Source organism: Thermococcus thioreducens (assembly GCF_002214545.1).
GTDB classification, from domain to species: domain Archaea; phylum Methanobacteriota_B; class Thermococci; order Thermococcales; family Thermococcaceae; genus Thermococcus; species Thermococcus thioreducens.
In genome coordinates this window covers 1904591-1927531 of the sequence record NZ_CP015105.1, presented here as the reverse complement: position 1 = coordinate 1927531, position 22941 = coordinate 1904591, and the positions used below count along the sequence as shown (strand labels likewise).

The 22941-nt window shown below is 54.7% G+C and carries 31 protein-coding genes; 11 read left to right on the top strand and 20 right to left on the bottom strand.

Annotated features, from left to right (window positions below):
• The first annotated feature begins 77 nt into the window (after positions 1-77).
• Positions 78-914, top strand: coding sequence for a universal stress protein (locus tag A3L14_RS10715; protein WP_055428481.1), 837 nt, complete (start codon positions 78-80; stop codon positions 912-914).
• Between the two features lie 91 nt (positions 915-1005).
• Here the strand turns inward: A3L14_RS10715 and A3L14_RS10710 are convergent, their stop codons facing one another.
• Complete coding sequence (locus tag A3L14_RS10710) at positions 1006-1593, bottom strand: endonuclease dU (protein ID WP_055428482.1); 588 nt, start codon at positions 1591-1593, stop codon at positions 1006-1008.
• The gene (cutA, locus tag A3L14_RS10705) at positions 1590-1901 is read right to left on the bottom strand and encodes a divalent-cation tolerance protein CutA (RefSeq protein WP_055428483.1); all 312 of its coding nucleotides are present in this window, start codon (positions 1899-1901) and stop codon (positions 1590-1592) included. Before cutA ends, A3L14_RS10710 begins: the two co-directional genes overlap by 4 nt.
• A gap of 72 nt (positions 1902-1973) precedes the next feature.
• Between cutA and A3L14_RS10700 the strand changes: the two genes are divergently transcribed.
• Positions 1974-2249: an acylphosphatase gene (locus A3L14_RS10700; protein WP_055428484.1), complete on the top strand. Its 276-nt coding sequence runs from the start codon at positions 1974-1976 to the stop codon at positions 2247-2249.
• On the opposite strand, the gene A3L14_RS10695 is transcribed toward A3L14_RS10700, so the two are convergent.
• Positions 2239-2832, bottom strand: coding sequence for a hypothetical protein (locus A3L14_RS10695; protein ID WP_055428485.1), 594 nt, complete (start codon positions 2830-2832; stop codon positions 2239-2241). The genes A3L14_RS10700 and A3L14_RS10695 overlap by 11 nt on opposite strands.
• Before the next feature lie 112 nt (positions 2833-2944).
• Between A3L14_RS10695 and A3L14_RS10690 the strand changes: the two genes are divergently transcribed.
• Complete coding sequence (locus A3L14_RS10690; RefSeq protein ID WP_055428486.1) at positions 2945-3841, top strand: ADP-dependent ribose-1-phosphate kinase; 897 nt, start codon at positions 2945-2947, stop codon at positions 3839-3841.
• Here A3L14_RS10690 and A3L14_RS10685 read toward each other — a convergent pair.
• The 3 genes from A3L14_RS10685 to A3L14_RS10675 are packed head-to-tail and all read right to left on the bottom strand — an operon-like array spanning position 3828 to position 6404.
• Positions 3828-4646, bottom strand: a complete 819-nt coding sequence (locus A3L14_RS10685) for an ABC transporter permease (RefSeq protein ID WP_055428487.1) — start codon at positions 4644-4646, stop codon at positions 3828-3830. The genes A3L14_RS10690 and A3L14_RS10685 overlap by 14 nt on opposite strands.
• Positions 4633-5433, bottom strand: a complete 801-nt coding sequence (locus A3L14_RS10680) for an ABC transporter permease (RefSeq protein WP_257789382.1) — start codon at positions 5431-5433, stop codon at positions 4633-4635. Before A3L14_RS10680 ends, A3L14_RS10685 begins: the two co-directional genes overlap by 14 nt.
• A complete protein-coding gene (locus tag A3L14_RS10675) occupies positions 5430-6404 on the bottom strand; it encodes an ATP-binding cassette domain-containing protein (RefSeq protein WP_055428488.1) in 975 nt (324 codons plus the stop codon). The genes A3L14_RS10680 and A3L14_RS10675 overlap by 4 nt, the downstream gene beginning before the upstream one ends.
• A gap of 165 nt (positions 6405-6569) precedes the next feature.
• Between A3L14_RS10675 and A3L14_RS10670 the strand changes: the two genes are divergently transcribed.
• The 3 genes from A3L14_RS10670 (at position 6570) to A3L14_RS10660 (ending at position 8312) form a co-directional block, all read left to right on the top strand.
• On the top strand, positions 6570-6857 hold the full coding sequence (locus tag A3L14_RS10670) for a hypothetical protein (protein WP_055428489.1): 288 nt from the start codon (positions 6570-6572) through the stop codon (positions 6855-6857).
• A gap of 142 nt (positions 6858-6999) precedes the next feature.
• On the top strand, positions 7000-7533 hold the full coding sequence (gene tfe, locus A3L14_RS10665; protein WP_055428587.1) for a transcription factor E: 534 nt from the start codon (positions 7000-7002) through the stop codon (positions 7531-7533).
• A 44-nt stretch (positions 7534-7577) separates the two neighbouring features.
• A complete protein-coding gene (locus A3L14_RS10660) occupies positions 7578-8312 on the top strand; it encodes a DUF2110 family protein (protein ID WP_055428490.1) in 735 nt (244 codons plus the stop codon).
• Here the strand turns inward: A3L14_RS10660 and A3L14_RS10655 are convergent.
• The 9 genes from A3L14_RS10655 to A3L14_RS10615 all read right to left on the bottom strand — a co-directional run bounded on the left by A3L14_RS10655 (position 8302) and on the right by A3L14_RS10615 (position 16453).
• Complete coding sequence (locus tag A3L14_RS10655; protein ID WP_088886140.1) at positions 8302-9663, bottom strand: hypothetical protein; 1362 nt, start codon at positions 9661-9663, stop codon at positions 8302-8304. The genes A3L14_RS10660 and A3L14_RS10655 overlap by 11 nt on opposite strands.
• A gap of 132 nt (positions 9664-9795) precedes the next feature.
• Complete coding sequence (locus tag A3L14_RS10650) at positions 9796-10698, bottom strand: Mrp/NBP35 family ATP-binding protein (protein WP_055428492.1); 903 nt, start codon at positions 10696-10698, stop codon at positions 9796-9798.
• A gap of 122 nt (positions 10699-10820) precedes the next feature.
• Positions 10821-11816: a pyruvate synthase subunit PorB gene (gene porB, locus A3L14_RS10645; RefSeq protein WP_055428493.1), complete on the bottom strand. Its 996-nt coding sequence runs from the start codon at positions 11814-11816 to the stop codon at positions 10821-10823.
• A gap of 10 nt (positions 11817-11826) precedes the next feature.
• Positions 11827-13011, bottom strand: coding sequence for a pyruvate synthase subunit PorA (porA, locus tag A3L14_RS10640; protein ID WP_055428494.1), 1185 nt, complete (start codon positions 13009-13011; stop codon positions 11827-11829).
• 11 nt (positions 13012-13022) lie between these two features.
• Positions 13023-13340, bottom strand: coding sequence for a pyruvate synthase subunit PorD (gene porD, locus A3L14_RS10635; RefSeq protein WP_055428495.1), 318 nt, complete (start codon positions 13338-13340; stop codon positions 13023-13025).
• A 66-nt stretch (positions 13341-13406) separates the two neighbouring features.
• Complete coding sequence (locus A3L14_RS10630) at positions 13407-14342, bottom strand: 3-methyl-2-oxobutanoate dehydrogenase subunit beta (protein ID WP_055428496.1); 936 nt, start codon at positions 14340-14342, stop codon at positions 13407-13409.
• A gap of 5 nt (positions 14343-14347) precedes the next feature.
• The gene (gene porA / locus A3L14_RS10625) at positions 14348-15538 is read right to left on the bottom strand and encodes a pyruvate ferredoxin oxidoreductase (RefSeq protein ID WP_055428497.1); all 1191 of its coding nucleotides are present in this window, start codon (positions 15536-15538) and stop codon (positions 14348-14350) included.
• Between the two features lies 1 nt (position 15539).
• Positions 15540-15857: a 3-methyl-2-oxobutanoate dehydrogenase subunit delta gene (locus A3L14_RS10620; RefSeq protein ID WP_055428498.1), complete on the bottom strand. Its 318-nt coding sequence runs from the start codon at positions 15855-15857 to the stop codon at positions 15540-15542.
• 38 nt (positions 15858-15895) lie between these two features.
• On the bottom strand, positions 15896-16453 hold the full coding sequence (locus A3L14_RS10615; RefSeq protein ID WP_055428588.1) for a pyruvate/ketoisovalerate ferredoxin oxidoreductase subunit gamma: 558 nt from the start codon (positions 16451-16453) through the stop codon (positions 15896-15898).
• A gap of 221 nt (positions 16454-16674) precedes the next feature.
• Between A3L14_RS10615 and A3L14_RS10610 the strand changes: the two genes are divergently transcribed.
• Positions 16675-17637, top strand: coding sequence for an inorganic phosphate transporter (locus tag A3L14_RS10610; RefSeq protein WP_055428499.1), 963 nt, complete (start codon positions 16675-16677; stop codon positions 17635-17637).
• On the opposite strand, the gene hflX is transcribed toward A3L14_RS10610, so the two are convergent.
• Positions 17593-18903 carry a GTPase HflX gene (gene hflX / locus A3L14_RS10605; RefSeq protein ID WP_055428500.1) on the bottom strand — a complete coding sequence of 437 codons (1311 nt, stop codon included), beginning with the start codon at positions 18901-18903 and terminating at the stop codon, positions 17593-17595. The genes A3L14_RS10610 and hflX overlap by 45 nt on opposite strands.
• Between hflX and A3L14_RS10600 the strand changes: the two genes are divergently transcribed.
• Positions 18884-19369, top strand: a complete 486-nt coding sequence (locus A3L14_RS10600) for a carboxymuconolactone decarboxylase family protein (RefSeq protein ID WP_232473349.1) — start codon at positions 18884-18886, stop codon at positions 19367-19369. The genes hflX and A3L14_RS10600 overlap by 20 nt on opposite strands.
• A 13-nt stretch (positions 19370-19382) precedes the next feature.
• On the opposite strand, the gene A3L14_RS10595 is transcribed toward A3L14_RS10600, so the two are convergent.
• Complete coding sequence (locus A3L14_RS10595) at positions 19383-19718, bottom strand: nascent polypeptide-associated complex protein (RefSeq protein ID WP_055428502.1); 336 nt, start codon at positions 19716-19718, stop codon at positions 19383-19385.
• An 87-nt stretch (positions 19719-19805) separates the two neighbouring features.
• Here A3L14_RS10595 and A3L14_RS10590 point away from each other — a divergent pair, with 87 nt between their 5' ends.
• Genes A3L14_RS10590 through A3L14_RS10580 form a run of 3 tightly spaced genes read left to right on the top strand, consistent with a single transcriptional unit; the run spans position 19806 to position 20653 of the window.
• Positions 19806-19988: a hypothetical protein gene (locus tag A3L14_RS10590; protein WP_055428503.1), complete on the top strand. Its 183-nt coding sequence runs from the start codon at positions 19806-19808 to the stop codon at positions 19986-19988.
• A gap of 51 nt (positions 19989-20039) precedes the next feature.
• Positions 20040-20282, top strand: a complete 243-nt coding sequence (locus A3L14_RS10585) for an AbrB/MazE/SpoVT family DNA-binding domain-containing protein (RefSeq protein WP_074631557.1) — start codon at positions 20040-20042, stop codon at positions 20280-20282.
• The gene (locus A3L14_RS10580) at positions 20279-20653 is read left to right on the top strand and encodes a type II toxin-antitoxin system VapC family toxin (RefSeq protein ID WP_055428505.1); all 375 of its coding nucleotides are present in this window, start codon (positions 20279-20281) and stop codon (positions 20651-20653) included. Before A3L14_RS10585 ends, A3L14_RS10580 begins: the two co-directional genes overlap by 4 nt.
• Here the strand turns inward: A3L14_RS10580 and A3L14_RS10575 are convergent.
• The 3 genes from A3L14_RS10575 to A3L14_RS10565 are packed head-to-tail and all read right to left on the bottom strand — an operon-like array spanning position 20650 to position 22896.
• Positions 20650-21681, bottom strand: coding sequence for a tetratricopeptide repeat protein (locus tag A3L14_RS10575; RefSeq protein WP_055428506.1), 1032 nt, complete (start codon positions 21679-21681; stop codon positions 20650-20652). The genes A3L14_RS10580 and A3L14_RS10575 overlap by 4 nt on opposite strands.
• The gene (gene otg, locus A3L14_RS10570) at positions 21657-22193 is read right to left on the bottom strand and encodes a methylated-DNA--protein-cysteine methyltransferase (RefSeq protein WP_055428507.1); all 537 of its coding nucleotides are present in this window, start codon (positions 22191-22193) and stop codon (positions 21657-21659) included. The genes A3L14_RS10575 and otg overlap by 25 nt, the downstream gene beginning before the upstream one ends.
• Positions 22180-22896: an RNA methyltransferase gene (locus A3L14_RS10565; RefSeq protein WP_055428508.1), complete on the bottom strand. Its 717-nt coding sequence runs from the start codon at positions 22894-22896 to the stop codon at positions 22180-22182. Before A3L14_RS10565 ends, otg begins: the two co-directional genes overlap by 14 nt.
• Between the last annotated feature and the right edge of the window lie 45 nt (positions 22897-22941).

Genomic DNA, 22941 nt, shown 5'->3' with positions numbered 1-22941 from the left:
TGAGCGTTATAACACTTTCCAATACATGGGCAACGATAATAAGCACCAACGTCCAAATTAATACTGAGGTGTCCAAGATGTTTGAGAAGGTTTTGTACCCGACCGACTTTTCGGACGTTTCCCTGCACGCCCTGCGCACCTGCATCCCGAGGCTCATCTCCATGGGGGTTAAGGAGCTCTACCTCATCCACGTCATTGACATAACCATAGCGGAGTTCGAGGCCTTTGAGCTTGAGGATATCTACCGCGAGAAGCTTGAGGATCTCGCCGAGGAGCTCCGGGCTGAGGGGGTAAATGTGAACGCGGTAGTTAGGATAGGTATTCCATCGATAGAGATAGCCGAGGTGGCGGAGGAGAAAAGCATAGACCTCGTGGTTATCCCAAGCGTCGGCGAGAACATCTGGAGGACCATGTTCATGGGCAGCACCGCCTCCAACCTGGCCAGGGCGACAAAGCGGCCGGTTCTTCTCCTCAAGTACCAGAAGAAGGACGACGGCTTTGAGCCCTCCATGGACTGCTCGACCATATTCAAGCGCCCTCTGGTAGCGCTGGACTTCTCGAAGTGCTCGATAAAGATAGTCAAGACCGTCAGGGAGTTTGAGGAGCTCATAGAGCGCGGAATCCTGCTTCACTCCGTGGACTACGGCAGGATTGACGAGCTTGAGCACAACATCGAGGTGGCGAAGATAAACCTCAGAAAGTCCGCCAAAGGCGTAAAGGCCCAGTTTGACGTTGAAGTTCTCGTGGGCAGTGCAAGTCAGGCGATAATAGGGACTGCCTTGGCAAAGAACGCCACACTGATAGTCATAGGCAAGAAGGGCAGAAACTTTCTGAAGGATCTGCTCCTTGGAAGCACCGCGGAAAGGGTCATGAGGGACTCAAAAGCCCCTGTGCTGCTGGTGCCGTGCGATTAGCCTCAGACTGGAACGGCTTCCACATCAAGATTCGGTAGCTACCCTGTTGCCATCATCGGCCGTTTCTTTCTTTTCGGCCCCTCTTATAAACCTACCCCCGTGTGCTCTCTCCCGTCATGACCGCGCTCGCTATCATGTGTGCCAGTCTGAGGGGCTCCGGGATGAGTCCAGTCCGGGTCGTAACCCTGATAACTTCGGAAGCCTTGTCCCCATCGATCCCCACGGCCTGGATGTAGAGCTTCTCCGGGACGAGCTCCAGAAGGGGAGGCGCTTTCTTCAGGAGGGCTATCCTCTCCTCGGCATCTCTGAAGTGCTTCCTCAGCGCCTTCACCATCGCCTCCATATCCGGCCGTTTTCTGATGACGACTATCAGGGGCAGGCCAGTCTCTGAGTGGAGCCTCTCCAGGTCAACGACGTTGAAGCCCGCGTAGGTTATGCCCCTGAGGAGAATCAGCCTCAAATCCTTGAACCTGGAGGAGTTGATAGCATCTATCATCGCATCGGTCGCATCGCTCCCATCAACGGTTATCCAGCGCGAGAGGACACCAACGACTTCCTGGGAGCCTTTCATGACGACTCCCACTAGGACTGTCTTCTCTCCTTTGAGTTTGGAAGAAAAAGAGAATGTCCCGTCGTCAAAACCCACAACCCTGATCTGGGGCTTGACCTTTCTTATCATAGCAGCACCTTCTCAAGCCACTCCGCGTACTCACTGTTCACCCTGTCGACCTCGATGCGGGCTATTATCGGAACGGTGTAGGGATGCATCTCCTTTATGGCCTCCCTTAGTTCTTTCCACTTATCGACGCTCGTCTTGAGTATGGCGCCGACTTCGGTGTCCTCCTCGATCTTTCCCTGCCACCAGTAGAATGCCTTGTGCTCCCTGAGGTTGGCGCAGGCGATGAGCTTTTTCTCAAGGAGGGTCTTCACTATCTTCTCGGCGCTCTCCCAGTCCGGGAAGGTCGTGTAGACGAATATCATCTCCATGCCCCTCACCAGGTTCTGGAGTCGACGGATAAGCTTAAATCGGTTGTGGGGCTACACTCAACGGGATGAGGTATGGAGCGGGTGAGGGCTCACCTTAGAATCTACGGACGCGTTCAGGGTGTTGGCTTCAGGTGGAGCATGCAGAGGGAAGCGAGAAAGCTCGGCCTCAGCGGATGGGTGAGGAATTTGCCAGACGGAACGGTTGAGGCCGTCGTTGAGGGAGACCCGGAAAGGGTTGAGACACTCATTGGCTGGGCCCACCAGGGGCCGCCGCTGGCGCGGGTAACGCGCGTCGAGGTAAAATGGGAAGAACCGGAGGGGCTGGATGGTTTTAGGGTCACGGGATAGCCTCAAACCTCTCTATTAAAACCCTTCTCGGGCAGTATTTAACCTCGCAGTAGTTGCAGACGAAGCGCTCCTTGTCCTTCTCCGGCGTGTGGAGGATTAGCTTCCTGAATCCTTCCATCTCCTTGACTCTCATGAAGACCTCAACCGGCAGGGTTCCGTCTATAACTATGTAGAGCTTTGTGGGCTCTTCCCGGAGGTTTCTGCTGAACACCTCCATTACCGAAACGCCGTTGTCTGAGAGCAGGGCGAGAACCTCGGAAAAGCCCCGAAGATAGCCCCCTTTGTCCAGCTCTATCTCCAGAACCTCCCACCCCATCAGAGGAGCGACCTCTATCAGGCTCGGAAGCGGGTTGAGGCGCTCGAATATCAGCTTGAGGGGATAGGTCTTCTCGATGTACTCTATGGTGTGATAGACTATCTTCCTGTTAACGCCTATGACCCTAGCGAGCTCGCTTATGGGAACCTCCACGTTCCGGAGGTATATCTTGCCGTTCTTTACGCTGAGGCCGTTTTCAAAGAGAAACTCGGCTACCTTCCTTCTGGCGGGGTAGTTCTTGAAGTAGGCCTCCAGTACAAGCATCATTTTTGTTCACCTCTTACTCATATGTGGGTAGGAATGGATATTTAAATCTTTCCCTTTCGGCTTTCCGCAAGATTATTAACGAAATCCCACATATCACATCACTCAGGGGGTGATGTCCGTGGTCAGATTCGATGTGGTGGGAATTGGAAACCTCAACTATGACATCATAATGCTGATGGATCGTTTCCCGGAGTTTCACGAGAAGGTCAATGCCAGGGAGGCCTTTTTCGGCCTGGGCGGTGCCGCGGCAAACACAATAAGCTGGCTGGCCACCTTTGGATTGAAGACGGGCTACATAGGGGCCGTTGGAAGGGACGAGATTGGCGAGGCTCATCTGGCATACTTCGAAAAGCTCGGCGTGGACACCGGTGGCATAAAGGTTGTCGACGTTCCCTCGGGTGTTGCAGTGGCTATGATACGCGGCGAGGACAAGAGGATAGTGAAATATCCAGGTGCGAACCTGATGAAGGAGGTGGATTTCGAGTACCTCTCTATGACTAGACACGTTCACCTCTCCTCGAACCCTCTGGAGACTATAGTTGAGGTCGTGAACTTCGCAAGCGAGGATGGCATAACGGTCTCCCTTGATATAGGGGAGGCGGAACTCTCTCCGGAGATAGAGGAGAAGGTGGACTACCTCATGATGAACGAGGACGAGTACAGGCGGAAGTTCGGTTCCCTCGACCTATCGCTCTGCTCAGCTAAAAACCTCGTAGTAACCCTAAACGGTGGCGGGGCCCTGGTGAGGGACGAGGACGGAAATGTGCACGAGGTAAGGGGGCTGAGCGCCCGGGTTGTGGACTCGACCGGAGCTGGAGATTCCTTTGATGCGGGTGTTATCTACGGAGTCCTCAACGGCTGGTCGCTGGAGGAAGCCGCAAGGCTGGGCATGGTGCTGGCGTATCTCACCGTTCAGAAGGTCGGTGCGAGGAGCGCTGTGGTGCCACTGGAGAGGGTCATAGAAGTCGCGAAAGAGACGGGCATCGCGCTTCCCTTCAGTAGGCCTTGAGACCGACGGTTTTTGCCTGCTTTTCACTCCATTTATATGCCAAGTAGCCGAGAAGGCCGTATGCTGTTGAGAGAACTAGAAGATACGCTATTTCCCCCGCCGCTGCCCCATAACCGTAGGCGACGACGCTTCTCACGGCCTCAGTTGTGGGTGCGTAGGGCAGTATTCTGGCCAGGAACTGAAGTCCGCCGGGGAGTACCGAGATGGGGTACATCGCACCGCTCAACGCGAACACCAGCATCTCCAGTATGCTTATGAACGGCCCCGGATCCCGCAGATAGAGCACTATCCCGGCTGTGGCCATTCCCATGCCCACCATCCCGACGGCGCCGATCAGGAGCACCGGGATGGCCCTTGAGAACGCTACTATGTCGAAGTTCAGCCCGAACAGGAGTACGAACAGGGGGACGTAAACCGCCATGTACGCGAATGAAAGGAGCAGTCTCGTGAGGACGTTGCCGAGGAAGAAGGTTATTCTCCTCATCGGGGCGGCGAAGGAGTACTCAAGGGTTCCGGCGTAGAGCTCATCCACAACGCTCCAGACGAAACCGCTGAGAAACGTCAACCCGAACCCCAGAACCATGAAGCCGAGGACGGCGAATGTCACGTAGTCTGAGTAGCCGGTCAGCTCGCGGAGAGCCTCGGAGTTTCTCTCCCCTGTGAGGCCTATCCCTATGAGGAGGGCCTGTCCAACGAAGAAGAAGCCGAGGGCTATATCGCTGACGAACCAGAGCTTGTAGCTCAGGAAGATGCGCCAGCTTTTAACGGCCACCCCCCAGAGGGCCCTGAGCTCAGTAGCCGCCATACCCTATCACTCTCGTCGTTCTCTCCGCCCACCGGAAGAGCAGGTAGCCGATGGCCCAGTAAGCGGGTATCAGGAGCAGCAGCCACGCCACGGAGCCCGAGACTGTGGAGTACCCCTCGCCTGCAAAGAGCGTCCTGACGATTCGTGCCGAATGGGTCAGCGGGAACAGACTGGATAGAGTCCGGATGGTCGCTGGCATTACAGTGAGGGGAAAGAATATCCCGGACAGGAACAGCATTGCGAACTCGAATATCTGGGCGAAGGGCCCGATGTTCTTCAGGAGCATAACTAAGCCGGCAAATACAAAGCCGAAGCCCAAAAACGCCAGGAGAGACGCCGCTACAGCCGGCAGGGACTTCAGAACGATGGCCGCGGTTATGGGGATTTTGAAGATTATCACCCCCATGACAAAGACTATCGCCATGAGGATTGAATCCATGAGGAGCCAGCTCAGAGAGAGCCCGAAGAGCAGGCTGATAAGCCTCGCCGGAGACAGGACGTTGGTTTCAAATGTCCCCCTCTGGAGCTCCCTCCTGACGCCCCAGACGTAAGCCTCCATTGGCGAGACGGAGACCCACCAGAGGACGTAGCCTATGAGGGCGTAGGTTGGATAGTCCCCCATTCCTGTGGAGGTCTCAAGAAGGGCCGAGTATCTGCCTCCGAGAACGGCCTGCCCGAAGTAGACGAACTGGAGGAGGAAGACTATCCCCACGAGGATCGAGCTTATGACCCTTAGGGGGTAGCGGAAGAACATCTGGAATTCCTTCTCCACAACAGCCAGTATCAATCCCTCAGCCCCCTTCCGGTGAGCTTTATGAAGACGTCCTCCAGGGTCGGCTCCATTTTCTCGACCGAAAGCACCTTGGCGCCCCGTTTTACGAGCCATTCCACGAGCCGGGGCAGGTCTTCCTCGTCAACCTGTGCCCTGAGCCTTACGGTTCTGGTCGAGGCGTCATCCTCAATCACCGCCATACTGAAGGGGCTCTCTTCGAGGATTTGGGGTTTTAGCTCCCTTACCCTGATCTCGACGGTCTCTTGGTCCTTAACGAGCCTCTTCAGGCCCCCAGGAGTGTCCATGGCTATTATCCTCCCGTGGTCGATGATCGCTATCCTGTCGCACAGCTCCTCCGCCTCAGCCATATAGTGGGTCGTTAGAAGAACAGTCTTGCCTTCCTCCTTCACGAGCCTCTTCACGAACTCCCTCACAAATATCGCACTCTGCACGTCGAGGCCCAGTGTGGGCTCGTCCAGAAAGAGAACCTCGGGGTCGTTTATGAGCGCCTTGGCTATGGCCAAGCGCTGTTTCATGCCGCGGGAAAAGTTCATCACCAGGTCGTTCCGCCTCTCCCAGAGGCCTACAAGCTTAAGGAGGCTTTCTATTCTTTCCTTTTCTTCTCTTTTGGGGACGTAGTATATCCTGGCGAAGTACTTGAGGTTCTCATAGGCGGACAGGCGCCAGTAGAGGGTTCTCTCGCCCTCTGCCACTAGGTTTATTCTCCTCCTGATCTTCCTGGCGTCCTTCCGTATATCCAGTCCTAGAACCCTTGCAGTCCCTCCACTGGGCTCTAGAAGGGTCGTCAGCATCTTTATCGTGGTGGTTTTCCCAGCACCGTTGGGCCCGAGAAGTCCGAAGAGCTCCCCCTTCCTAACTTTGAAGCTGACGCCCTTTACGGCTTCCACCCACTCTACCTTCCTGAAAGGTAAGGGGATCTTCTTGGGATAGCTTTTTTTGAGCCCCTCTGCTTCTATGGCCCACATAGCCTGCCCCTCTTGAGTTTGTGAATTTCAATAATGATATTGTCTCATAACGTTTAAATAATAGCTGACATCATTTAATCTAAGGGTCCTCTAGGAAACCCTTAAAAATCTGCACCCTAAAAGCCTTAGGGAGACCAAAAAGTCTTTGGGCTGGAGGTGGAGCACTTGGAAATCATAATCGACAACTTTAAGCCGAAAATCACCCGTCCCTTCAAGAGAAAGAACGAGTACTGGGTCAAGCTTATTCTGTCGGAGGGTGAGGAGTATATAATGAAGTTTAAGACCCCTCTTGAGGCGGAAGATGCCATATACGGCATGCTTGATGACCTCCAGGTCTACGGCGGGAAGGTGAAGCTCCGTCTTAGAGAGGGCAACGTCATTGAGGACATCGAGGTTCTGGAGCTCTACAAGCCATCCGCAAAGGAGCTCCTCAATGAGTATTTCACCGATTAGTCCATTTAACGTTCTTTTCTGTTCACTGGCGTTGGAAAAATGACAAAAACCTATATATAGTCCAGCACACATATCTTGTTATTGGACGATACTTATGCGCTAAAATTCAGCGTGGTTAAATATTCTCTGGAGGTCGTTAATGGTGGCGAGGAGAAAAAACAAGGAGCTCCTTGAGCTTGCGATGGACATGGGCGGTGAGGAGGCCGTTGAGGTAATCAAGGCTCTCGAAAAGAAGAAAGAATCTACCGACGAGGAGCTCGCCGAGATAACCGGTATCAGGGTCAACACCGTCAGAAAGGTCCTCTACATGCTCTACGACCAGGGATTGGCTGAGTTCAAGCGCATAAGGGACAAGGAAACCGGCTGGTATTACTACTACTGGCGTCTTGAGACGAAAAGATTGCCGGAGATTATCCGGGCAAAGAAGATGGCTGAGCTGAAGAAGCTGAAGGAGATGCTTGACGAGGAGACCAGCGAAATTTACTACCACTGCGGCACACCGGGGCATCCAAAGCTGACCTTCGACGAGGCCATGGACTATCAGTTCCAGTGCCCGATATGCGGGGCCATGCTCATGCAGTACGACAACACAGCTGTCGTTGAGGAGCTGAAAAAACGCATAGAGGAGCTTGAGATTGAGCTGGGCCTCAGGAAGAAGCCCAGGAAGAAGAAGTGAGAATGTTTGAACGGCCGTTTGGATGAACTTCGGGGATGGTGAGGATGCAGGAAGTAGTTATTCTTGAGAAGGTTTATGGAGACAGGAGCGGTTTTCTTAAGCTCGATAGGAAGCTCAAAGCTCTGCTTGGTGATCTGGAAGTTGAATGGAAGCTCTCGGCTGTGAAAAAGAACTGGGTCAAGGTAAGCCTCAACGGTGAGGACGAGGAAATAAGCGCGAACCTCGTCCGTGAGGAGTTCGGGGAGGTCCCCTACAGGCTGAGCGCCGTCAGGGAGGGAAGGACATATAGGGGGCGCTTTATAGACCTCGGAAAGGTTGGCTACGGCGCCTACGTCGATATTGGGATTTTCACTCCCAAGCCCAAGGATGCCCTTCTCCCCCTCTACTATCTGAAGGAGATCTTTGGCGAAATGCCTGTCAGGCAGATGATAAGGGAGTTCGGCTGGGTGGACAACCTGCCAGTCGAGGTCGTTGTGACTGGCGTTGAATTCGGTGCCAGAGAAGTCGAGCTGGCCTTCAGCGATGCCCAGTTAAAACGCATAAAGACCTGGCTCAGCGACGGCCACGACAAGCTCTTCATCGCTGGGACGGTAAGCGAGAACGTGGAGAAGGCCCTCATAAAGACGGGGCACGGAAGGGATGTCAAGCGGATTGAGGAGCTCGGCCTAATGGAGACCCTCCTCGTACTCAAGAAGGGCACCCAAGCGCCGGGCATAATCAAAGAGATAGGCCCCCACCTCCGGGGGACAGTGATAGGGGCGATGAAGTTCAGGGAGTGAAGCTGTGGATCATCCTGATGGTGAGCGCCGCCAGCAGGATGAAGCAGTACGGGAACAGCGGGGGCACGAAGAGGGCTATTGGCAGGGACACCATCGTCATCAGTAACAGGAAGGCAGTCTGTCCCCTCATCTTTATTCTTCTCCGACCCTTTAGGGCCGTATAGGCCATTGCAGTTAGTGCAAGGGAGCTGTTAAAGAGGAACCTTTCGAGGTATCTCCATCCGCTGGGGTCTATGCTCTTAGGTATTCCGGGTGGCATGCCGAACTGTGTGTACATCAGAAATACTCCAATGCTGGTTATCATCAGGTAGGCGTAGTTCCGTAGGTGCCTCTTGGGGAACGTCAGGACGAAGATTATCGGGATGAGAACCAGATACGGGTTTATTGCTATCGTCAGGAGCGTGAAAATTGAGAGGATGAACGTCTGGAGCAGTGCCTTCCATTTCTCCGGAGAGAACGCCACGTTGCTTATTATTGCAAGGACTATTGCAAGGGCCGCCAGGCCGAGGGTGCTGCCATTGATATGGTACAGGTTCTCTCTGAACATTGGAGATACAAAAATGAGTCCGAATATCATGAATCCGAGCTCACGCGCCCGCTTTGGGGCCAAATAGAATGAGAATGATAGTATCAGCAGAATGAGGGTCCAGTGGATGAACACTATGTTCTCCTCTATGGGTGCCACGACCCTGAACGTTGCACCAATTATCGCGCCCAGTGGAGAGCCCGGGGCCCCTCCGGTGGCGAACTCCAATCCCTGGAAGAGATAGCGCAGGAATCCCTCCGTCAGAACAGGCCTTTCAGCGGTGAGGTACCAGAGGCCGAGGAGGGAAGATGCGAGGAGATAAAAGCTCCCGGCGTGGCTGTTATCGCGGCTCAGACAGACGAGAAATATCATGAATATCAGGAAGGAGATTGAAGAGAACGCCACCACCGAGCTCCTTGGAGGGTTCCAGAGCCCTTCAAATGCCCGCTCTGTCATGTAGATGTTGTCCTTGGAGCCGGTTATGAGAACGGTGTCATTGAGGACGATGATGGATGGGAGGAGGGAAGCGTTTTCGGAAAGGCCTGTCCGGTTCCACACCCTCATCATCAGGGGGTTGTTGTAGACGTTGCCGACGAGAACAAGGGTGTCGTTCCCGTGGGGCTTTATCGTGTGGAGCCTCTCATCGATGTAATATGCCCAGCCCCTCGCCCAGCTCTCGTTGCCGGCAACGATGGTGTACGATGAGTTTGAGTCGAGAAACGCCTGAAAAGCACTCTGGTTGGGGTAATAGCTTAGTGTTTCAGCGGAAACTAGGGGAAGGGCTACGGTGAGGATGAACGCGATGAGAATGAGGGCCCGTTTCATAATCTCCCTCCCGATGAGATACCCAGAACTGGTTAAAAAGTTAATGTAGCCCGGCCCAGCGCGGCCCCATCGCTTCGGCCCCAGCCGGTCTGAGCCGCGCTGGCTGTGGATAATACCACAGACTTAAAAGCTTCACTCCGATTCGGGGCTCTCCTTCTCCCCTTCCTTCATCTCCTCAAGCCTTTTCACGAGCTTCTCCACTATCTCCATGAATGCCTTCGCCGCCACGGTGTCCTCATAGAGGACTATAGGCATACCAGCGTCGCTCGCTTCTCTAGCCTTGAGGTCTATTGGGATCTCTCCAAGGAAGTCAACTCCCTCCTTCTCGGCGAGCTTTCTACCGCCTCCCTTGCCGAAGAGGTCTATCTCGTTGCCGCAGTGCGGGCAGATGAGGTAGCTCATGTTCTCAACGACCGCTATGTATGGCACTTCCATCTTCTTCATCATGTTAACGGCCTTGCCCGTATCGAGCAAAGCCACCTCCTGTGGGGTGGTGACTATTATCGCCGCATCAAGCTTTACCGTCTGAGTGACGGTGAGTATCTGGTCACCTGTCCCGGGCGGGAAGTCGATTATCATGAAGTCGAGCTCGCCCCACTTGACGTCGCCGAGGAGCTGTTTTATCGCCTTTGTGACGAGTGAGCCGCGCCAGATTATCGGCTGGTCTTCTGGAACCAGAAAGCCCATGCTCATTACCTTTATAGGTGTTGTCTGTCCGAGGAAGTCGTTCATCGGCGGTATCATTTCAAACCTGCCGTCTTCCATTTTCTCCGCCAGAACATCCGCCTTGTCAACGCCGAGCATCTTGGCGACGTTCGGTCCGTGTATGTCCGCGTCGAGTATTCCTACAAAGTAGCCCTTCTTGGCCAGTGCCGTCGCCAGATTGACAGCGACGGTGCTCTTTCCCACGCCGCCCTTGCCGCTCAGCACGGCTATCTTGTACCTCCACTTCCTCTGTTTCTCGTTTATTCTCTGGGTAAGGGGATCAGCGCCGAGTCCGGCTATGTTGAGTGTCGGGGGAGTCTTTATCGTCATTTTCAACCACCTCTGGGTTAGGTTCCCCTAAGGGCTTAAAAGCTTTGCCTCAAAATATAGCAATCCTGGACAAATCTGTGTAAGAACTTTCATGGGGGAAAACACAAGAGAAAAGGGAGAAATCACTCCTCCGGCTTCGGGAGGGTGACTTCGACACCGAGGGTCTTCCACATAGCTTTGATCTGCTCGCGGAGCTGGTCAATTGCCTCCGGCTGCTTGAAGAGGTGCTTGAACCTGCCCTGGAGCTTGAGGTACTCCTCGATGGGCTTCTTGAACTCGATAGCGACGACCCTTCCTCCCTCGCGCTTGACCTTTGCGCCTCCACCCGGTGCCTGTATCTTGATGTTGTGGAAGTCGCCGTTCTCGATCTCAAAGAGCGGCCAGACACCGGTCTCGATGGCGAGCCTGGTGATCTCAATGCTCTTCTCAGGGGGGGCGCGCCAGCCCGGAACACAGGTACACTGAACCTGGATGAATGCGGGGCCGTCGATCTTGGCGGCCTTCTTCATCTTCCTGATGTAGTCGTAGGGGTTGGCGACGCTGGCGGTGGCGACGTAGGGTATCTGGTGTGCCGCAGCGATGAGGGCGACCCACTTCTTGGGCTTGTCCTCACCTATGGAGTATTTGCCCGGAGGTGAAGTTGTCGTCCAGGCTCCGTATGGGGTTGAGCTCGACCTCTGGATTCCGGTGTTCATGTATGCCTCGTTGTCGTACATGAGGTATACGACGTTGTGCCAGCGCTCCAGCATACCTGAGAGGGCCTGCATACCAATGTCTGCCGTACCGCCGTCGCCACCAATGGCGAGTATCTTGCCCTTTCTCCCGAGCTTCTTCCAGGCAGCCTCGACACCGCTGGCAGCGGCAGCCGCGTTCTCAAAGGCGACGTGCAGCCACGGGGCCTTCCAGGCGGTGTACGGGAAGACAGCGCTGACGACCTCCATACATCCGGTGGCCTGGGCTATTGCAAAGGCGTTCGGGTCTCCATACTTCTCCTCCATGGCCTCGCTAAAGGCTTTGGTGGCGAGCCTCAGGGCGGCAGCACAGCCGCAGCCGGCACAGGCGGCGTGTCCTGGGGCCCAGTACTCGCGAGTAGTGATCGGGGGCTTCCTAACGGCCATCTTCCTCACCTCACAGTATCTCCTTCCTCAGTCCTATCCAGTTGACTTCATCAAACTCCTCTCCAGCGAGGGCCTTCTGGGCTATGCCGAGGGCCTCGTCGAGGTCCTTGAAGGTGACGTCCCTTCCACCAAGGCCGAGGATGAAGTCAACTATGACGGGCTTCTCCTTCTCGTTGATAAGTGCCCTGCTGAAGTCCTGGAAGAGTGCCCCGCCGACGCTGAATGTGACGTTCTTCTCAAGCAGAGCTAAGACCTTGGCCTTCTTCGCCAGCTCCCTAACCTCTTCGGTCGGGAAGGGCCTGTAGACGGTGAGCTTGGCGACTCCAACCTTAACGCCCTTCTCGCGGAGCATGTCAACGTACTCCTTGACGGTTCCGGCGAGTGAACCCATGGTGACGAAGATTATCTCGGCGTCATCTGTGCGGTACTCCTCAATCTTCTGGTACTTCCTTCCAAACCTCTTCTCGAACTCAGCAAAGGCCTCGTCAATGACCTTCTTGGCGTTCTCGTTTGCCTCCCAGACGGTGTATCTCGCCTCCATGTAGTGGGCCGGGAAGGCGAGGGTACCCTGGGTTATCGGCCTGCTCGGGTCGAGGTAGGCGTGCTTTGGCACATACTCGCCGAGGAACTCGTCAACGAGCTCCTGGTCGGGAATCTCAACCGGCTCGACGGTGTGGGTCAGGATGAACGCGTCAAAGCCGACCATGGCCGGGAGGAGAACCCTCTCGTCCTCCGCGACCTTGAACGCTATCAGGATGAGGTCTAAAGCTTCTTGGTTGTTCTCGGCGTAGAACTGGAGCCACCCGGTGTCGCGCTCGCTGATGGTGTCCTGCCAGTCGTTCCAGATGTTAATCGGAGCGCTCAAAGCCCTGTTTCCGACGGCGATGACTATCGGGAGGCGCATTCCTGCTGCAATGAAGAGTATCTCGTGCATGAGGGCGAGACCCTGGGAAGCTGTGGCCGTGAAGGTTCTGACTCCAGCGGCTGAGGCACCTACACAGGCTGAAATCGCTGAGTGCTCGCTCTCGACCTTGATGAACTCGGCGTCGAGCTCCCCATCCGCGACAAACTCGCTGATCTTCTCCGGAACCAGGGTGGACGGTGTAATTGGGAATGCGGCTATAACCTTCGGCTTGGCCAGCTTGGCCGCCCAGGCAGCCGCTTCGTTGGCCTTCATAACCTTCCTAATCGGCATTTTTCACCACCTCACTTGACTTCCCTAACCATTGTTATGGCATCAACAGGGCACTCGTTCGCACAGATGCCGCAGCCCTTACAGTAGTCGTAGTCAAAAACCGGATAGTTCTCCTCGTCCAGATAGATAGCTGGCTCCGGACAGTAGATGTAGCAGAGGTAGCAGCGGACGCACTTGTCCCTGTTGAACTCCGGCATGAAGACTCTCCACGAGCCGGTCTTGTTGACGACGCTGCTTCCCGGAATTACGGCTATGGCTCCGGGGGTCATCTTTTCGCTATACTCCTTCTGAACCCTCTCAATCTCGGCCTTAAACGGACTCTCGGCCATGCGTATCACCTCGGGTGAGTTATCAGATTGGAACTTAAACCTTGCGAGGAATTAAAGATGGAAAGCTCAGCCGAAGATCTCGGCGAGCTTCTTGAGCTTCTCCCATTCATGGAGAACCCACTGCTGGAGCACTTCAATGTCCTCCTTTGTCATGTACTTGAACCTGCCCTGGTACTTGAGGAACTCCTCGATGGGCTTCGGTTCCTTCTTCGTTGAAGGCATGTTAATCTTGTACTTTCCGTTCTCGTACTCGAAGAGCGGGAAGTAGGCAGTCTGGACGGCTAAGCGGGCAAGCTCGATGCTCTTGTCTGTGGGTGAGCGCCAGCCGGTCGGGCACGGCGCGAAGAGCTGTATAAAGCTCGGCCCTGGAATCTTCTGGGCCTTCTTGAGCTTCCTTATGAAGTCCTCGGGGTAAGCAATGCTGGCGGTTGCCGCATAGGGCACCTCGTGGGCGATGACTATGTCAATGACCTTCTTCTTGTGCCGCTTTTCCAGGAAGTGCCTCTTTCCACCTGGGGTGTTGGTGGTCCAGGCTCCATAGGGGGTTGAACCAGACCTCTGGATTCCGGTGTTCATGTATGCCTCGTTGTCGTACATGATGTAGACGGCATCATGGCCCCTCTCAAGGAAGCCCGAAAGGGCCTGGAGGCCTATATCGGCTGTACCGCCGTCGCCGGCCCAGCCGACTACCATTATGCCGTCTTCGCCCTTGACCTTAAAGCCCCTAGCCTTTAAGGCAGCTTCGATACCGCCTATAACGGCCCCGGTCGTCTCGAAGGCGGTGTGGAACAGGTTGGCATCGAGGGCGCTGTAGGGCCACGGGCCGGCTATGATGGTCGAACAGCACGCCGGAATGGCGAAGATGGTCTTCCTTCCGTAAGCCTTAAGGACGTAGCGAAGTCCCAGGGAGGCACCACAGCCCTGACAGGCGGTGTGGCCTGCATAGAAGTGCTCATCCCCGGGGATGCTCAGCCTCTTTTTAACGTTCTCGGGAATCTCCATCGTTCTCACCTCTTAAGGTGGTACCAGTCCACCTCTACGTCAAGCTCTCCCTTCTCGATTATGGCCCTCATATTCTCGGCTATCTTCCTGACATCGCTGACGGTGAAGTCCCTTCCGCCAAGGCCGACGATGTAGTTCTTCATGATGGGCTTTGCATTGGTGTTGTAGAGCGCGCCCTTAGCCTCGGTGAAGAGTATACCCTCCATGCCAAAGGAGTAGTTCCTGTCCAGGACTGCTATCCCCTCAACGTTCTTGGCGAGCTCATAAAGTTCTTCCTTCGGGAAGGGCCTGAACCAGCGCACCTTGGCGGCTCCTACCTTGTAGCCCTCATCGCGGAGAACGTCAACGGCCTGCTTGACGGTTCCCATAAGGGAGCCCATCCCCATGAAGACGAAGTCTGCATCCTCCGTTCTGTAAAGCTCGATCATCTGGCTGTAGTCCCTTCCGAAGCGCTCCCCGAACTCCTTGCCGACCTCGTGGATGACCTCCTTGGCCTTCTCCATGGCCCTCTGTATCTTGTAGCGGAACTCGTAGTAGTCGGCAGGAGTTCCGAGGGCTCCTATTGAGAAGGGCCTTTCGAAGTTGGTGAGGTCGTAGAGCGGCTTCCTCGGTGGGAGGAACTCGTCCACAAGCTCCTGAGGTATCATCTCGACGACGTCGTAGGTGTGGCTCAGAATGAACGCGCTCTCGATGACCATCGCAGGAAGGTTAACTGTTTCCGCTATTTTGAAGGCCATCAAAACACCATCGTAAACCTCCTGGTTGTTCTCCGCATAGAACTGCATCCAGCCGGTGTCCCTCTGCGCTAAACTGTCGGTCTGGTCGTCCCAGACGCTCCAAGGTGGGGCCATGGCACGGTTGACGTCGACCATCACAACAGGAAGTCTGGCTCCAGATGCCCAGTGGAGCATCTCGTGCATGAGCGCGAGACCCTGCGCGGAGGTGGCAGTGAAGACCCTCGCTCCTGCCGCGCTCGCTCCTATACATGCCGCCATGGCAGAGTGCTCGCTCTCAACTGGAACGTACTCAAGGTTCTCGACTTCACCGTTGGCTATGAACTCGGCTATCTTCTCGATGATGCTCGTCTGGGGAGTGATCGGGTAAGCGGCCACAACCTCAACGCGGGCGTGCTTGACAGCGTAAGCGGCCGCGTAGTTGCCGCTCACAACCTTTCTAATCGGCTTGTACTCCGCCATCTCACTTCTCCTCCTTCTCCATTGTTATGGCATTGGTCGGGCACTCGTTGGCGCAGATTCCGCACCCCTTACAGTAGTCGTAGTCCACCCCAACGTAGCCGTCCTCGCGGATGAATATGGCCGGCTCCGGGCAGAACTTCCAGCAGATGTAGCACTTGACACACTTGCTGTCATCAATGACTGGTATGAACGTCCTCCAGTCACCGGTGAAGTTGGTGAGGGTCGTCCCTAAAGTAACTGGTGCCTCAGGATACTCGTCCACCGACTTGAGGACGATTTTGGTCGCTCCCTCTTTTCTTTCACCAAACAACGTGTTCACGCTTTTCACCCCTTGCAAGGATTATGAAGGAAAGAGAATCAGAGCTCGTAGACTGTGGTCTTGTTGAAGGCTTCCTCTGCGGCCTTGGCATTCTTCTCGCCAAGTGTCCCTGAGAAGACGTCCTGTATTGCCTTCTGGACGTGCTCCAGCGTGACGACGCCGGTGGCCTTGGCGACGGCACCGAGGATTGCCGTGTTGGTGATGGGCAGGCCGAGGACATCAAGAGCTATGGTGGTAGCATCGACCAGGGCCAGCTTGGCAGGCTTCTTCTTGAGCTTGGCAAGAACCTCGTCCTTGCTCTTCTCTGTGTTGACGATGACGATTCCGTCCTCTTTCAGTCCAGCGGTAACATCGACGGTGTCGAGAAGGCTCGGGTCGAGGACGACGACAATGTCGGGCTCGTAAATCTGGGTCTTTATCCTTATCGGCTTCTCGTCAATCCTGGTAAACGCTGTAACCGGCGCTCCACGCCTCTCGACGCCAAAGAACGGGAACGCCTGGACGTATTTGCCCTCAAGGAAAGCGGCTGATGCCAGTATGTTGGCCGCGGTAACTGCGCCCTGTCCACCCCTACCGTGAAAACGGATCTCTATCATCATTCCTGCCTCCTTAAGTTTGTCAAACTTTATTCATCTAATGCATTTATTTAAGTTTCGGTATTGGCTTAACCGCCCTTCGGCAGGTGTCTTTGGGTAGGCGTGAACGTTGTCAGTCGTCAATGGCTTAACTGGGGCATCATTTCCCGAAAAAAGTTCGTCCGCTAAATTTTTAAGCCCATAAACTACATGCCGGTATATAGACTATATAGGTGGTGCTCATGGAAGGCATTGCCCTCGCAGCGATAGCAGTGGCATTCTACATCGCCTGGAACATAGGCTCCAACGATTCCGCCAACGCTATGGGTACAGCTGTCGGCGCGGGCATACTCAGCTTCCGCCAGGCGACGCTGACGATAGCCATCTTTGTCCTTATGGGGGCGTACCTCAAGGGCTACAAGGTCATGAAGACCGTCGGGAAAGGCATAGTTCCGGAAGGGTACCTCACGATGGAGATGGCTGTCATAGCGCTCCTAGCGGCGGGAGTGTGGGTCACGATAGCGACCGTGAAAGGCCTTCCCGTCTCGACAACTCAGGCTATAGTTGGGGGCGTCATCGGAGTGGGCCTGGCCACCCACGCACCCGTCAACTGGTACACCCTCGGGAAGATAGCCGCGGCGTGGGTCGTTTCACCCCTTCTCTCGGGGATACTTGCGATGCTCCTTTACAGGTTCTACTCGTGGGTAGTCTCTAAAATTGGGAGTATGTCAACGATCGAGGCCCTTTATAAGGCCCTGGCCATACTGGGAGGCTCCTACATGGCCTTCAACTTCGGAACCAATGAGGTGGCGAACGCCTCCGGGCCAATAGTGGGAGCGGGCTTCATGGAGCCCAAGACGGCTGGGATAGTGGTGGCGCTCAGCTTGGCTGTTGGGTCCCTGACCTTCAGCTACGCTGTTATGCACACAGTCGGAAAGAAGATAACCGCCCTCGGTCCGGTTTCGGCCTTCGCGGCCCAGTTCGGCTCGGCCATAGCGGTCAGCCTGGCGAACTTCTTCGGACTGCCAGTCAGCTCAAGCCAGTCCATAGTCGGCGGCGTTGTTGGAGTTGGCCTCCTCGCCGGTGAAGGGGTTGAAAAGTCGGTAATCAGGGACATTATCTTCGGTTGGGTCGCCACGCCGCTGACGGCGATATTCATTTCACTGGCCATCTTCAAGGCCTTCTCGCTGGTTGGGCTGGTTTAGCCTCCTTATCCCGACTCCAAGCCTTGTCAGCTCCTTTATCATCCCCGTCTGGATGTAGGCCTCTATCCTCGTTTCCTCCCCGTACTCCACATTCAGAACCTCGCCGATGGCGTTTATCAGCGCCATGACCTGGGGGACCTTCTCCGGTTCGCCTACAGTTATCTCGAAGGCACCGTACTTGGGCAGGGTCAGTATGACCTCTTCGAGGGCACTGTAAAGCTCCTCCAGCTGGCCGAGCTTGGCTGATATCGAAACGACGCGGGAAACGTTTACACCGCGCTCCTCGATTATTTCCCCTATCTTCATTGCCTTGTCCCTTACGTCCTCCTCGGTGGTCAGGTCTCTCTTGTTGAGCACCACTATCATCGGCTTATCTAGTGTTTTGAGCTCCCTCAGGACGTTAATGGACGCCAGAAACTTCCTCTTTATCTCGCCCCACGGTTCACTGACGTCGAGGACGAGGAGTATTATGTCCGCCTTCACTATCTCCTCCAGCGTCGAGTGAAATGCCTCCACTATGAATGGAGGAAGCCCGTCTATGAACCCGACGGTATCGGTAACGAGAACCCTCTTCCCGCCGAGTTTAAACCGCCTGGTGGTCGTATCCAGGGTCGTGAACATCTGGTTCTTGGCCTCGATCCCTTCCCCCGAGAGCGCGTTCAGGAGCGTGGACTTACCCGCGTTGGTGTAGCCTGCCAAAGCAAGGAGTATGAACCCGACCTCTTCGCGCCTTTTCCTCTTGACCTCCCTGTCTGCCTTGACCTTCTCCAGCTCCTTTCTGATCCTCCCCATCCTGTAGCGGATGTGCTTGAGGTACTGCTGCGTCTGATACTCACCCATACCCTTGAATCCCGCCCTATCGCCGAGTTTTATTCTCCGTATGGCCTCTTTCACGAGGGGAACCTCGTACTGGAGTGAAGCCAGCTCAACTTGAAGCTTGGCCTCCTTTGAGTGGGCCCTCTTTCCGAATATCTCAAGGACGAGCTGCCACTTGTCGATGATTTCAATTCCAAGCTCCTTCCAGAGGTTGTAGGCCTGGGAGGGAGTTAAGCGGTTGGCGAATACGACCTTGTCGGGTCCAAGCTCCCTCACAAGCTCCTTCAGTTCCTCCAGTTTACCCTTTCCGATGTTGTACTTGGGGTGCTCCTCTCTGTTCTGCTCCAGAACCGCCACTACATCGTAGCCGGCACTCCTGAGGAGCTCTTCAAACTCCTCTCGGCTTATTCTTTCCCGCCGTGATTTCCTTATGACGCCTATCGCCCTCATCACCACCGCCTACACTGTGGCCTTTATATCCTTTTGGCATGGTTTCCAACCTACAGTTGGGGATATGCCTTTAAACCTAAAATGCGAGTTATTTATGGTGGTTCCCGTGGACTGCGAAGAGGTTAACGTCAAACTTAGGGAAATAGAAGAACTCCTGGATATTCTTGGAAAAAAACACCCCAAGGAAATGGGGGCTTTTTCGAGGTTCCTGAAGGAGGTTATTGACAACAAAACCCTCACAACGCGGGAAAAGGAGCTTATAGCGGTGGCTCTCGGAATAGCCCAGGGATGTGAGTGGTGTATCGCACTCCACACCCATAAGGCTCTCGAAGCCGGCGCAAAGCCTGAGGAGCTTATAGAGGCAGGACTTGTCGCGGTTCTCATGGCCGGCGGGCCCGCTCTAATGCACCTGATCCCACTTATGAAGGCAATAGAAAACTTCCAGAAGGGAGCTGAAAAGGATTGAGGGCTTTTCTTTTTCATTCCTCTGTGAGTTTGAGTATCGCCTCTGCCAGGTCCCCTTTGGCCTCTTCCAGGGCTTTCTTTGCGGTATCGTAGTCGACGCCGGCCTGCTCCATGACGAGCTTTATGTCCTCCTCCGGGATGCTGATCACTGTCCTTACTTCTTCACTGCCCGGGACTATCTGGTAGCTCTTTTCCCCCTGAGCGGTGATTATCGTAATCACGGGGTCTTTGAGGATTATCTCCTTGTTTTCCAGCCTGATTACTACCTCTTTAACGCCATCAAGCTCCTCCATCTTGATGCCCATCTGGCGCATGAGCTTCTTCATCTGCCTGGGGTTCATTCCCATCATCGCTACCACCTGAGGAAAGTTTCACCCAGATTTTAAAAAGGTTGGCAAAGTTTTTTAGGTGCCCTGAAAAATCCATCCGGTGGGAGCATGCCGTATATCCCCCAGACGGTTCCCACGGATTTTCAGATTGTATTCGGTTTCTTAGGTATAGCCCTGCTTCTCCTAGCGACCTGGTTCTTCTTTGACTGGATAGAGCGCTATGCGGAGAGGAAGGAGCGGGAAATCGAGGAGGAACTGGAGGAGCTTGAGGAAACAGGAGAAGTGTATTAGGGAATCGTGTTTGCCAAAAACTATTTATTTTCCAAAAATCTAATCTTTACCATGGCAGTGGAAGTTGTGAGGCTCGATGACAACGGGAGGGTTTATCTCCCTGCCAGCATCAGGAAGAGACTCCACTCTAGGGAGTTCTACGTCGAGGAGAAGGACGGCAGGATTATCCTGATCCCCGTCAGGGAAAAGCTGATGAAATACCGGGGAATTTTCCGGGGGGAAAACCTTACAGGTGAAGAAATTGACGAAATCGTGGACGAAGAAACTGAAAAGCTCCTGAGGGGAGAGCTGTGAGGGTCTACGTTGATGTTAACGTGATCTACTACCACCTTACTGATAACCCCGAGTTCTCCGATAGGGCCACCGATTTGCTGGAAGAACATTACGGGTCAATGATAACTTCATCGCTGACCGTCTGGCAGCTTTACATACTCCTTAGAAGGTTGAACAGGGAAGTGAGGTTTAACCTCATGGAAATACTTCCGGAACTGGGGGTTCGGATCGTCCCGCTGACACCTGAAATTCTTCTGGAAGTGGAGAGAGTAGAAAAGCTGGATTTTGATGATGCCATTCACTACACCACAATGAAGAGGTATGGCGTAAAGAGGATACTCTCGAATGACAGAGACTTCGACAAAATTGAGGAAATAGAGAGGGTCTTTTAGCTCTGGCTTCCCTCCTCCGGGAACTTCGAGGTCTCCTCGCTGGCCTTCATTATCTTTGCCCGGTACTCCTCGTACTTCCTTCTTGCCTCCTCTGCCTTCTCCTTTTCCCCAAGGTAGTCATAGGCCTCGGCGACGTGCTTCCACCACATCGGATCGGCCTCGGCCTCCTTCAGACAGTATTCGAGGAACCTCTGGTAAGCCTCGCGAGCCAGCTCCTCCCTTCCGAGCTTTCTCGCTATGTTGCCGACGTCCTCGTAAAAGACCCCCTCCTCCTGGGCTTCCTTCTGGTAGTACTCCAGTGCCTTTTTCCATGCTTCCCTGGCCTTCTCCTCGTTGCCGAGTTCTTCGTAGAGCTTTGCAACGTCCTCCCAGAACCAGGGCTCCTCCTCGGCGTATTTTTCGAGAGCCTTCGCCGCTCTGTCCATGTTTCCCGCCTTCTTCCAGTACTCATGGGCCTCCTTGAGGTAGTAGGTGTCCTTCTCCTTCTCGTACAGCTGCTCGTAAATCTCCGCAGCTTTTTCGTACTTCCCGGCCTTCTCGTAGGCCCAGGCGGCACTCTCCATCCACCCGAGCCTCTCGTACATCTCGGCGGCCTTCAGGTAGTTGCCGGCCTTCTCGTACTTTCTGGCGGCCTGCTTGTACTTTCCGGCCCTTTCGAGGCTTTCCGGACTCTTGAAGCGGTCGACCAGTCCAAGGTCGGGCTCGCTGATGTACCAGATGCCGAAGGCGAGGATGGCTATGAAGAAGACTATTATCCCAGCAACGACGTTTAACCTCTGCCACGTGGCGCTCAGGTACAGGCCGTAGCCGCTTATCGCGGTGAAGACCGCCAGGATTGCCCCGTACTTCCAGCTCTCCGCGTAGAGAGTAAGCCCCGTGAAGAAGAGCAGCATGAGGGTGACCCCAAGGAAGCCGAGGGTGAGTATCACCTGGAGTAGAAGCTTCCAGCCGCCGTACCAGACTACCCCGGCCGCTATTCCCAGAACGACGAGAATGAACGCTATCAGGTACGCCTTGAGCCTGTCCATCCTTTCACCCCCTCAATTTCGAGCAGGAAGACCTTCTCCTCCAGTCTCGGAGTGTAGTAACCGATGCCATCGCGAGCCACAACCCTGTGGCAGGGGACGACTATCGGGTACGGATTTCTCTTCATGGCACCGCCGATGGCCCTTGGTGACGTCTTGAGAGCCTCGGCAAGGCTACCGTAGGTTATAACGCTCCCTCTTTTAACGTTTTTCGTGAGCCATTCGTAAACCCGTCTCTCAAAAGGTGTAAGGCCCTCAAAGGACATCATCGGAAGGAGCTCCCCGTTGTCGAGCTCTCCGGTGATCACCTCCATCACAAGCGAGGGGTACTCGCTCTGTTTCCTTGCTGTATCAACGCTAACGCCCCTCCTCCTCAGAAAGCCCGTGAGGCGGTTTATGTTGCTCTTAAACTGCCCCTTCTCAAGGGAGAACGTTATTCCCTGAATTTTCTCGCTGAAAAAGACCCCTATCCACACCCTTCTTCCGGCTATTTCAAAGCTATCAACGCTCAGCATTCCGGCATTCCTCCAGTTCCATAGCGGCCTTCCTCAGCGGGCCTATGAGGGTGTGAACCTCCCTCCCGTAGAGGGCCGCCCTGCCAACGAAGCGCCTGAAAATCTTGACGAAGATCGCTCTTCTCTCGGCGTCTTTTGGATAATTAAGAACCTCTAACAGTTTTTCCCAGGCATTCACCAGCTCGTCCTTCTCCCCCCTCGTGGCGGGCTCAAGGGAGTGAACCTTCGCTTCTGGCTTCCTCTTTGCCAGCTCGTAGAGGATAACGGCAACGGATTGCGCGATGTTCATAACGGGGTAAGCCTCGCTGGTTGGAATCGTTACGGTGAAGTCAAGCCTCTCCAGCTCCTCGTTTTTCAGGCCGATGCTCTCCCTGCCGAAGAACAGGCCGACCCTCCCCGGGTAGTCCCGTATGGTTTCCCTCAGCTCCCACGGCATCAGTGGCGCCCTCTCGGGGATGTAGCTTTTTCCGGGCTTTCCCGTTGTTCCGACGGACAAATCGAAAAGCTCCAGCGCCTCTTCAAAGCTCTCCAATATCAGTGCGTCTTCAAGAACATCCACCGCGTGGACGGCGTAGCTGTAGCTCTCCTCGGTGATGTTTGGATTGACGAGGACTAACCTTGAGAACCCGAAGTTCTTCATGGTTCTCGCTACCATCCCTATGTTTGCCGGCCCCTCCGGCTCAACGAGAACAACGCTTATCATCGATAGGGCTTTAAGGGTGGGGCTTTAAACGCTTGCGGTGGTGGG

Bases quoted from the DNA above. Each gene is read 5' to 3' on its own strand.
- porD (WP_055428495.1), bottom strand. From the start codon at position 13,340: ATGGCCGAGAGTCCGTTTAAGGCCGAGATTGAGAGGGTTCAGAAGGAG.
- A3L14_RS10565 (WP_055428508.1), bottom strand. From the start codon at position 22,896: ATGATAAGCGTTGTTCTCGTTGAGCCGGAGGGGCCGGCAAACATAGGG.
- A3L14_RS10630 (WP_055428496.1), bottom strand. From the start codon at position 14,342: ATGGAGATTCCCGAGAACGTTAAAAAGAGGCTGAGCATCCCCGGGGAT.
- A3L14_RS10610 (WP_055428499.1), top strand. From the start codon at position 16,675: ATGGAAGGCATTGCCCTCGCAGCGATAGCAGTGGCATTCTACATCGCC.
- A3L14_RS10710 (WP_055428482.1), bottom strand. From the start codon at position 1,593: ATGATAAGAAAGGTCAAGCCCCAGATCAGGGTTGTGGGTTTTGACGAC.
- porA (WP_055428494.1), bottom strand. From the start codon at position 13,011: ATGCCGATTAGGAAGGTTATGAAGGCCAACGAAGCGGCTGCCTGGGCG.
- A3L14_RS10585 (WP_074631557.1), top strand. From the start codon at position 20,040: ATGGCAGTGGAAGTTGTGAGGCTCGATGACAACGGGAGGGTTTATCTC.
- porA (WP_055428497.1), bottom strand. From the start codon at position 15,538: ATGGCGGAGTACAAGCCGATTAGAAAGGTTGTGAGCGGCAACTACGCG.
- A3L14_RS10690 (WP_055428486.1), top strand. From the start codon at position 2,945: ATGTCCGTGGTCAGATTCGATGTGGTGGGAATTGGAAACCTCAACTAT.
- porB (WP_055428493.1), bottom strand. From the start codon at position 11,816: ATGGCCGTTAGGAAGCCCCCGATCACTACTCGCGAGTACTGGGCCCCA.
- A3L14_RS10695 (WP_055428485.1), bottom strand. From the start codon at position 2,832: ATGATGCTTGTACTGGAGGCCTACTTCAAGAACTACCCCGCCAGAAGG.
- A3L14_RS10600 (WP_232473349.1), top strand. From the start codon at position 18,884: ATGACGCCTATCGCCCTCATCACCACCGCCTACACTGTGGCCTTTATA.
- A3L14_RS10675 (WP_055428488.1), bottom strand. From the start codon at position 6,404: ATGTGGGCCATAGAAGCAGAGGGGCTCAAAAAAAGCTATCCCAAGAAG.
- A3L14_RS10660 (WP_055428490.1), top strand. From the start codon at position 7,578: ATGCAGGAAGTAGTTATTCTTGAGAAGGTTTATGGAGACAGGAGCGGT.
- cutA (WP_055428483.1), bottom strand. From the start codon at position 1,901: ATGGAGATGATATTCGTCTACACGACCTTCCCGGACTGGGAGAGCGCC.
- A3L14_RS10615 (WP_055428588.1), bottom strand. From the start codon at position 16,453: ATGATAGAGATCCGTTTTCACGGTAGGGGTGGACAGGGCGCAGTTACC.
- hflX (WP_055428500.1), bottom strand. From the start codon at position 18,903: ATGAGGGCGATAGGCGTCATAAGGAAATCACGGCGGGAAAGAATAAGC.
- A3L14_RS10595 (WP_055428502.1), bottom strand. From the start codon at position 19,718: ATGATGGGAATGAACCCCAGGCAGATGAAGAAGCTCATGCGCCAGATG.
- A3L14_RS10650 (WP_055428492.1), bottom strand. From the start codon at position 10,698: ATGACGATAAAGACTCCCCCGACACTCAACATAGCCGGACTCGGCGCT.
- A3L14_RS10685 (WP_055428487.1), bottom strand. From the start codon at position 4,646: ATGGCGGCTACTGAGCTCAGGGCCCTCTGGGGGGTGGCCGTTAAAAGC.
- otg (WP_055428507.1), bottom strand. From the start codon at position 22,193: ATGCTGAGCGTTGATAGCTTTGAAATAGCCGGAAGAAGGGTGTGGATA.
- A3L14_RS10655 (WP_088886140.1), bottom strand. From the start codon at position 9,663: ATGAAACGGGCCCTCATTCTCATCGCGTTCATCCTCACCGTAGCCCTT.
- A3L14_RS10715 (WP_055428481.1), top strand. From the start codon at position 78: ATGTTTGAGAAGGTTTTGTACCCGACCGACTTTTCGGACGTTTCCCTG.
- A3L14_RS10700 (WP_055428484.1), top strand. From the start codon at position 1,974: ATGGAGCGGGTGAGGGCTCACCTTAGAATCTACGGACGCGTTCAGGGT.
- A3L14_RS10575 (WP_055428506.1), bottom strand. From the start codon at position 21,681: ATGGACAGGCTCAAGGCGTACCTGATAGCGTTCATTCTCGTCGTTCTG.
- A3L14_RS10590 (WP_055428503.1), top strand. From the start codon at position 19,806: ATGCCGTATATCCCCCAGACGGTTCCCACGGATTTTCAGATTGTATTC.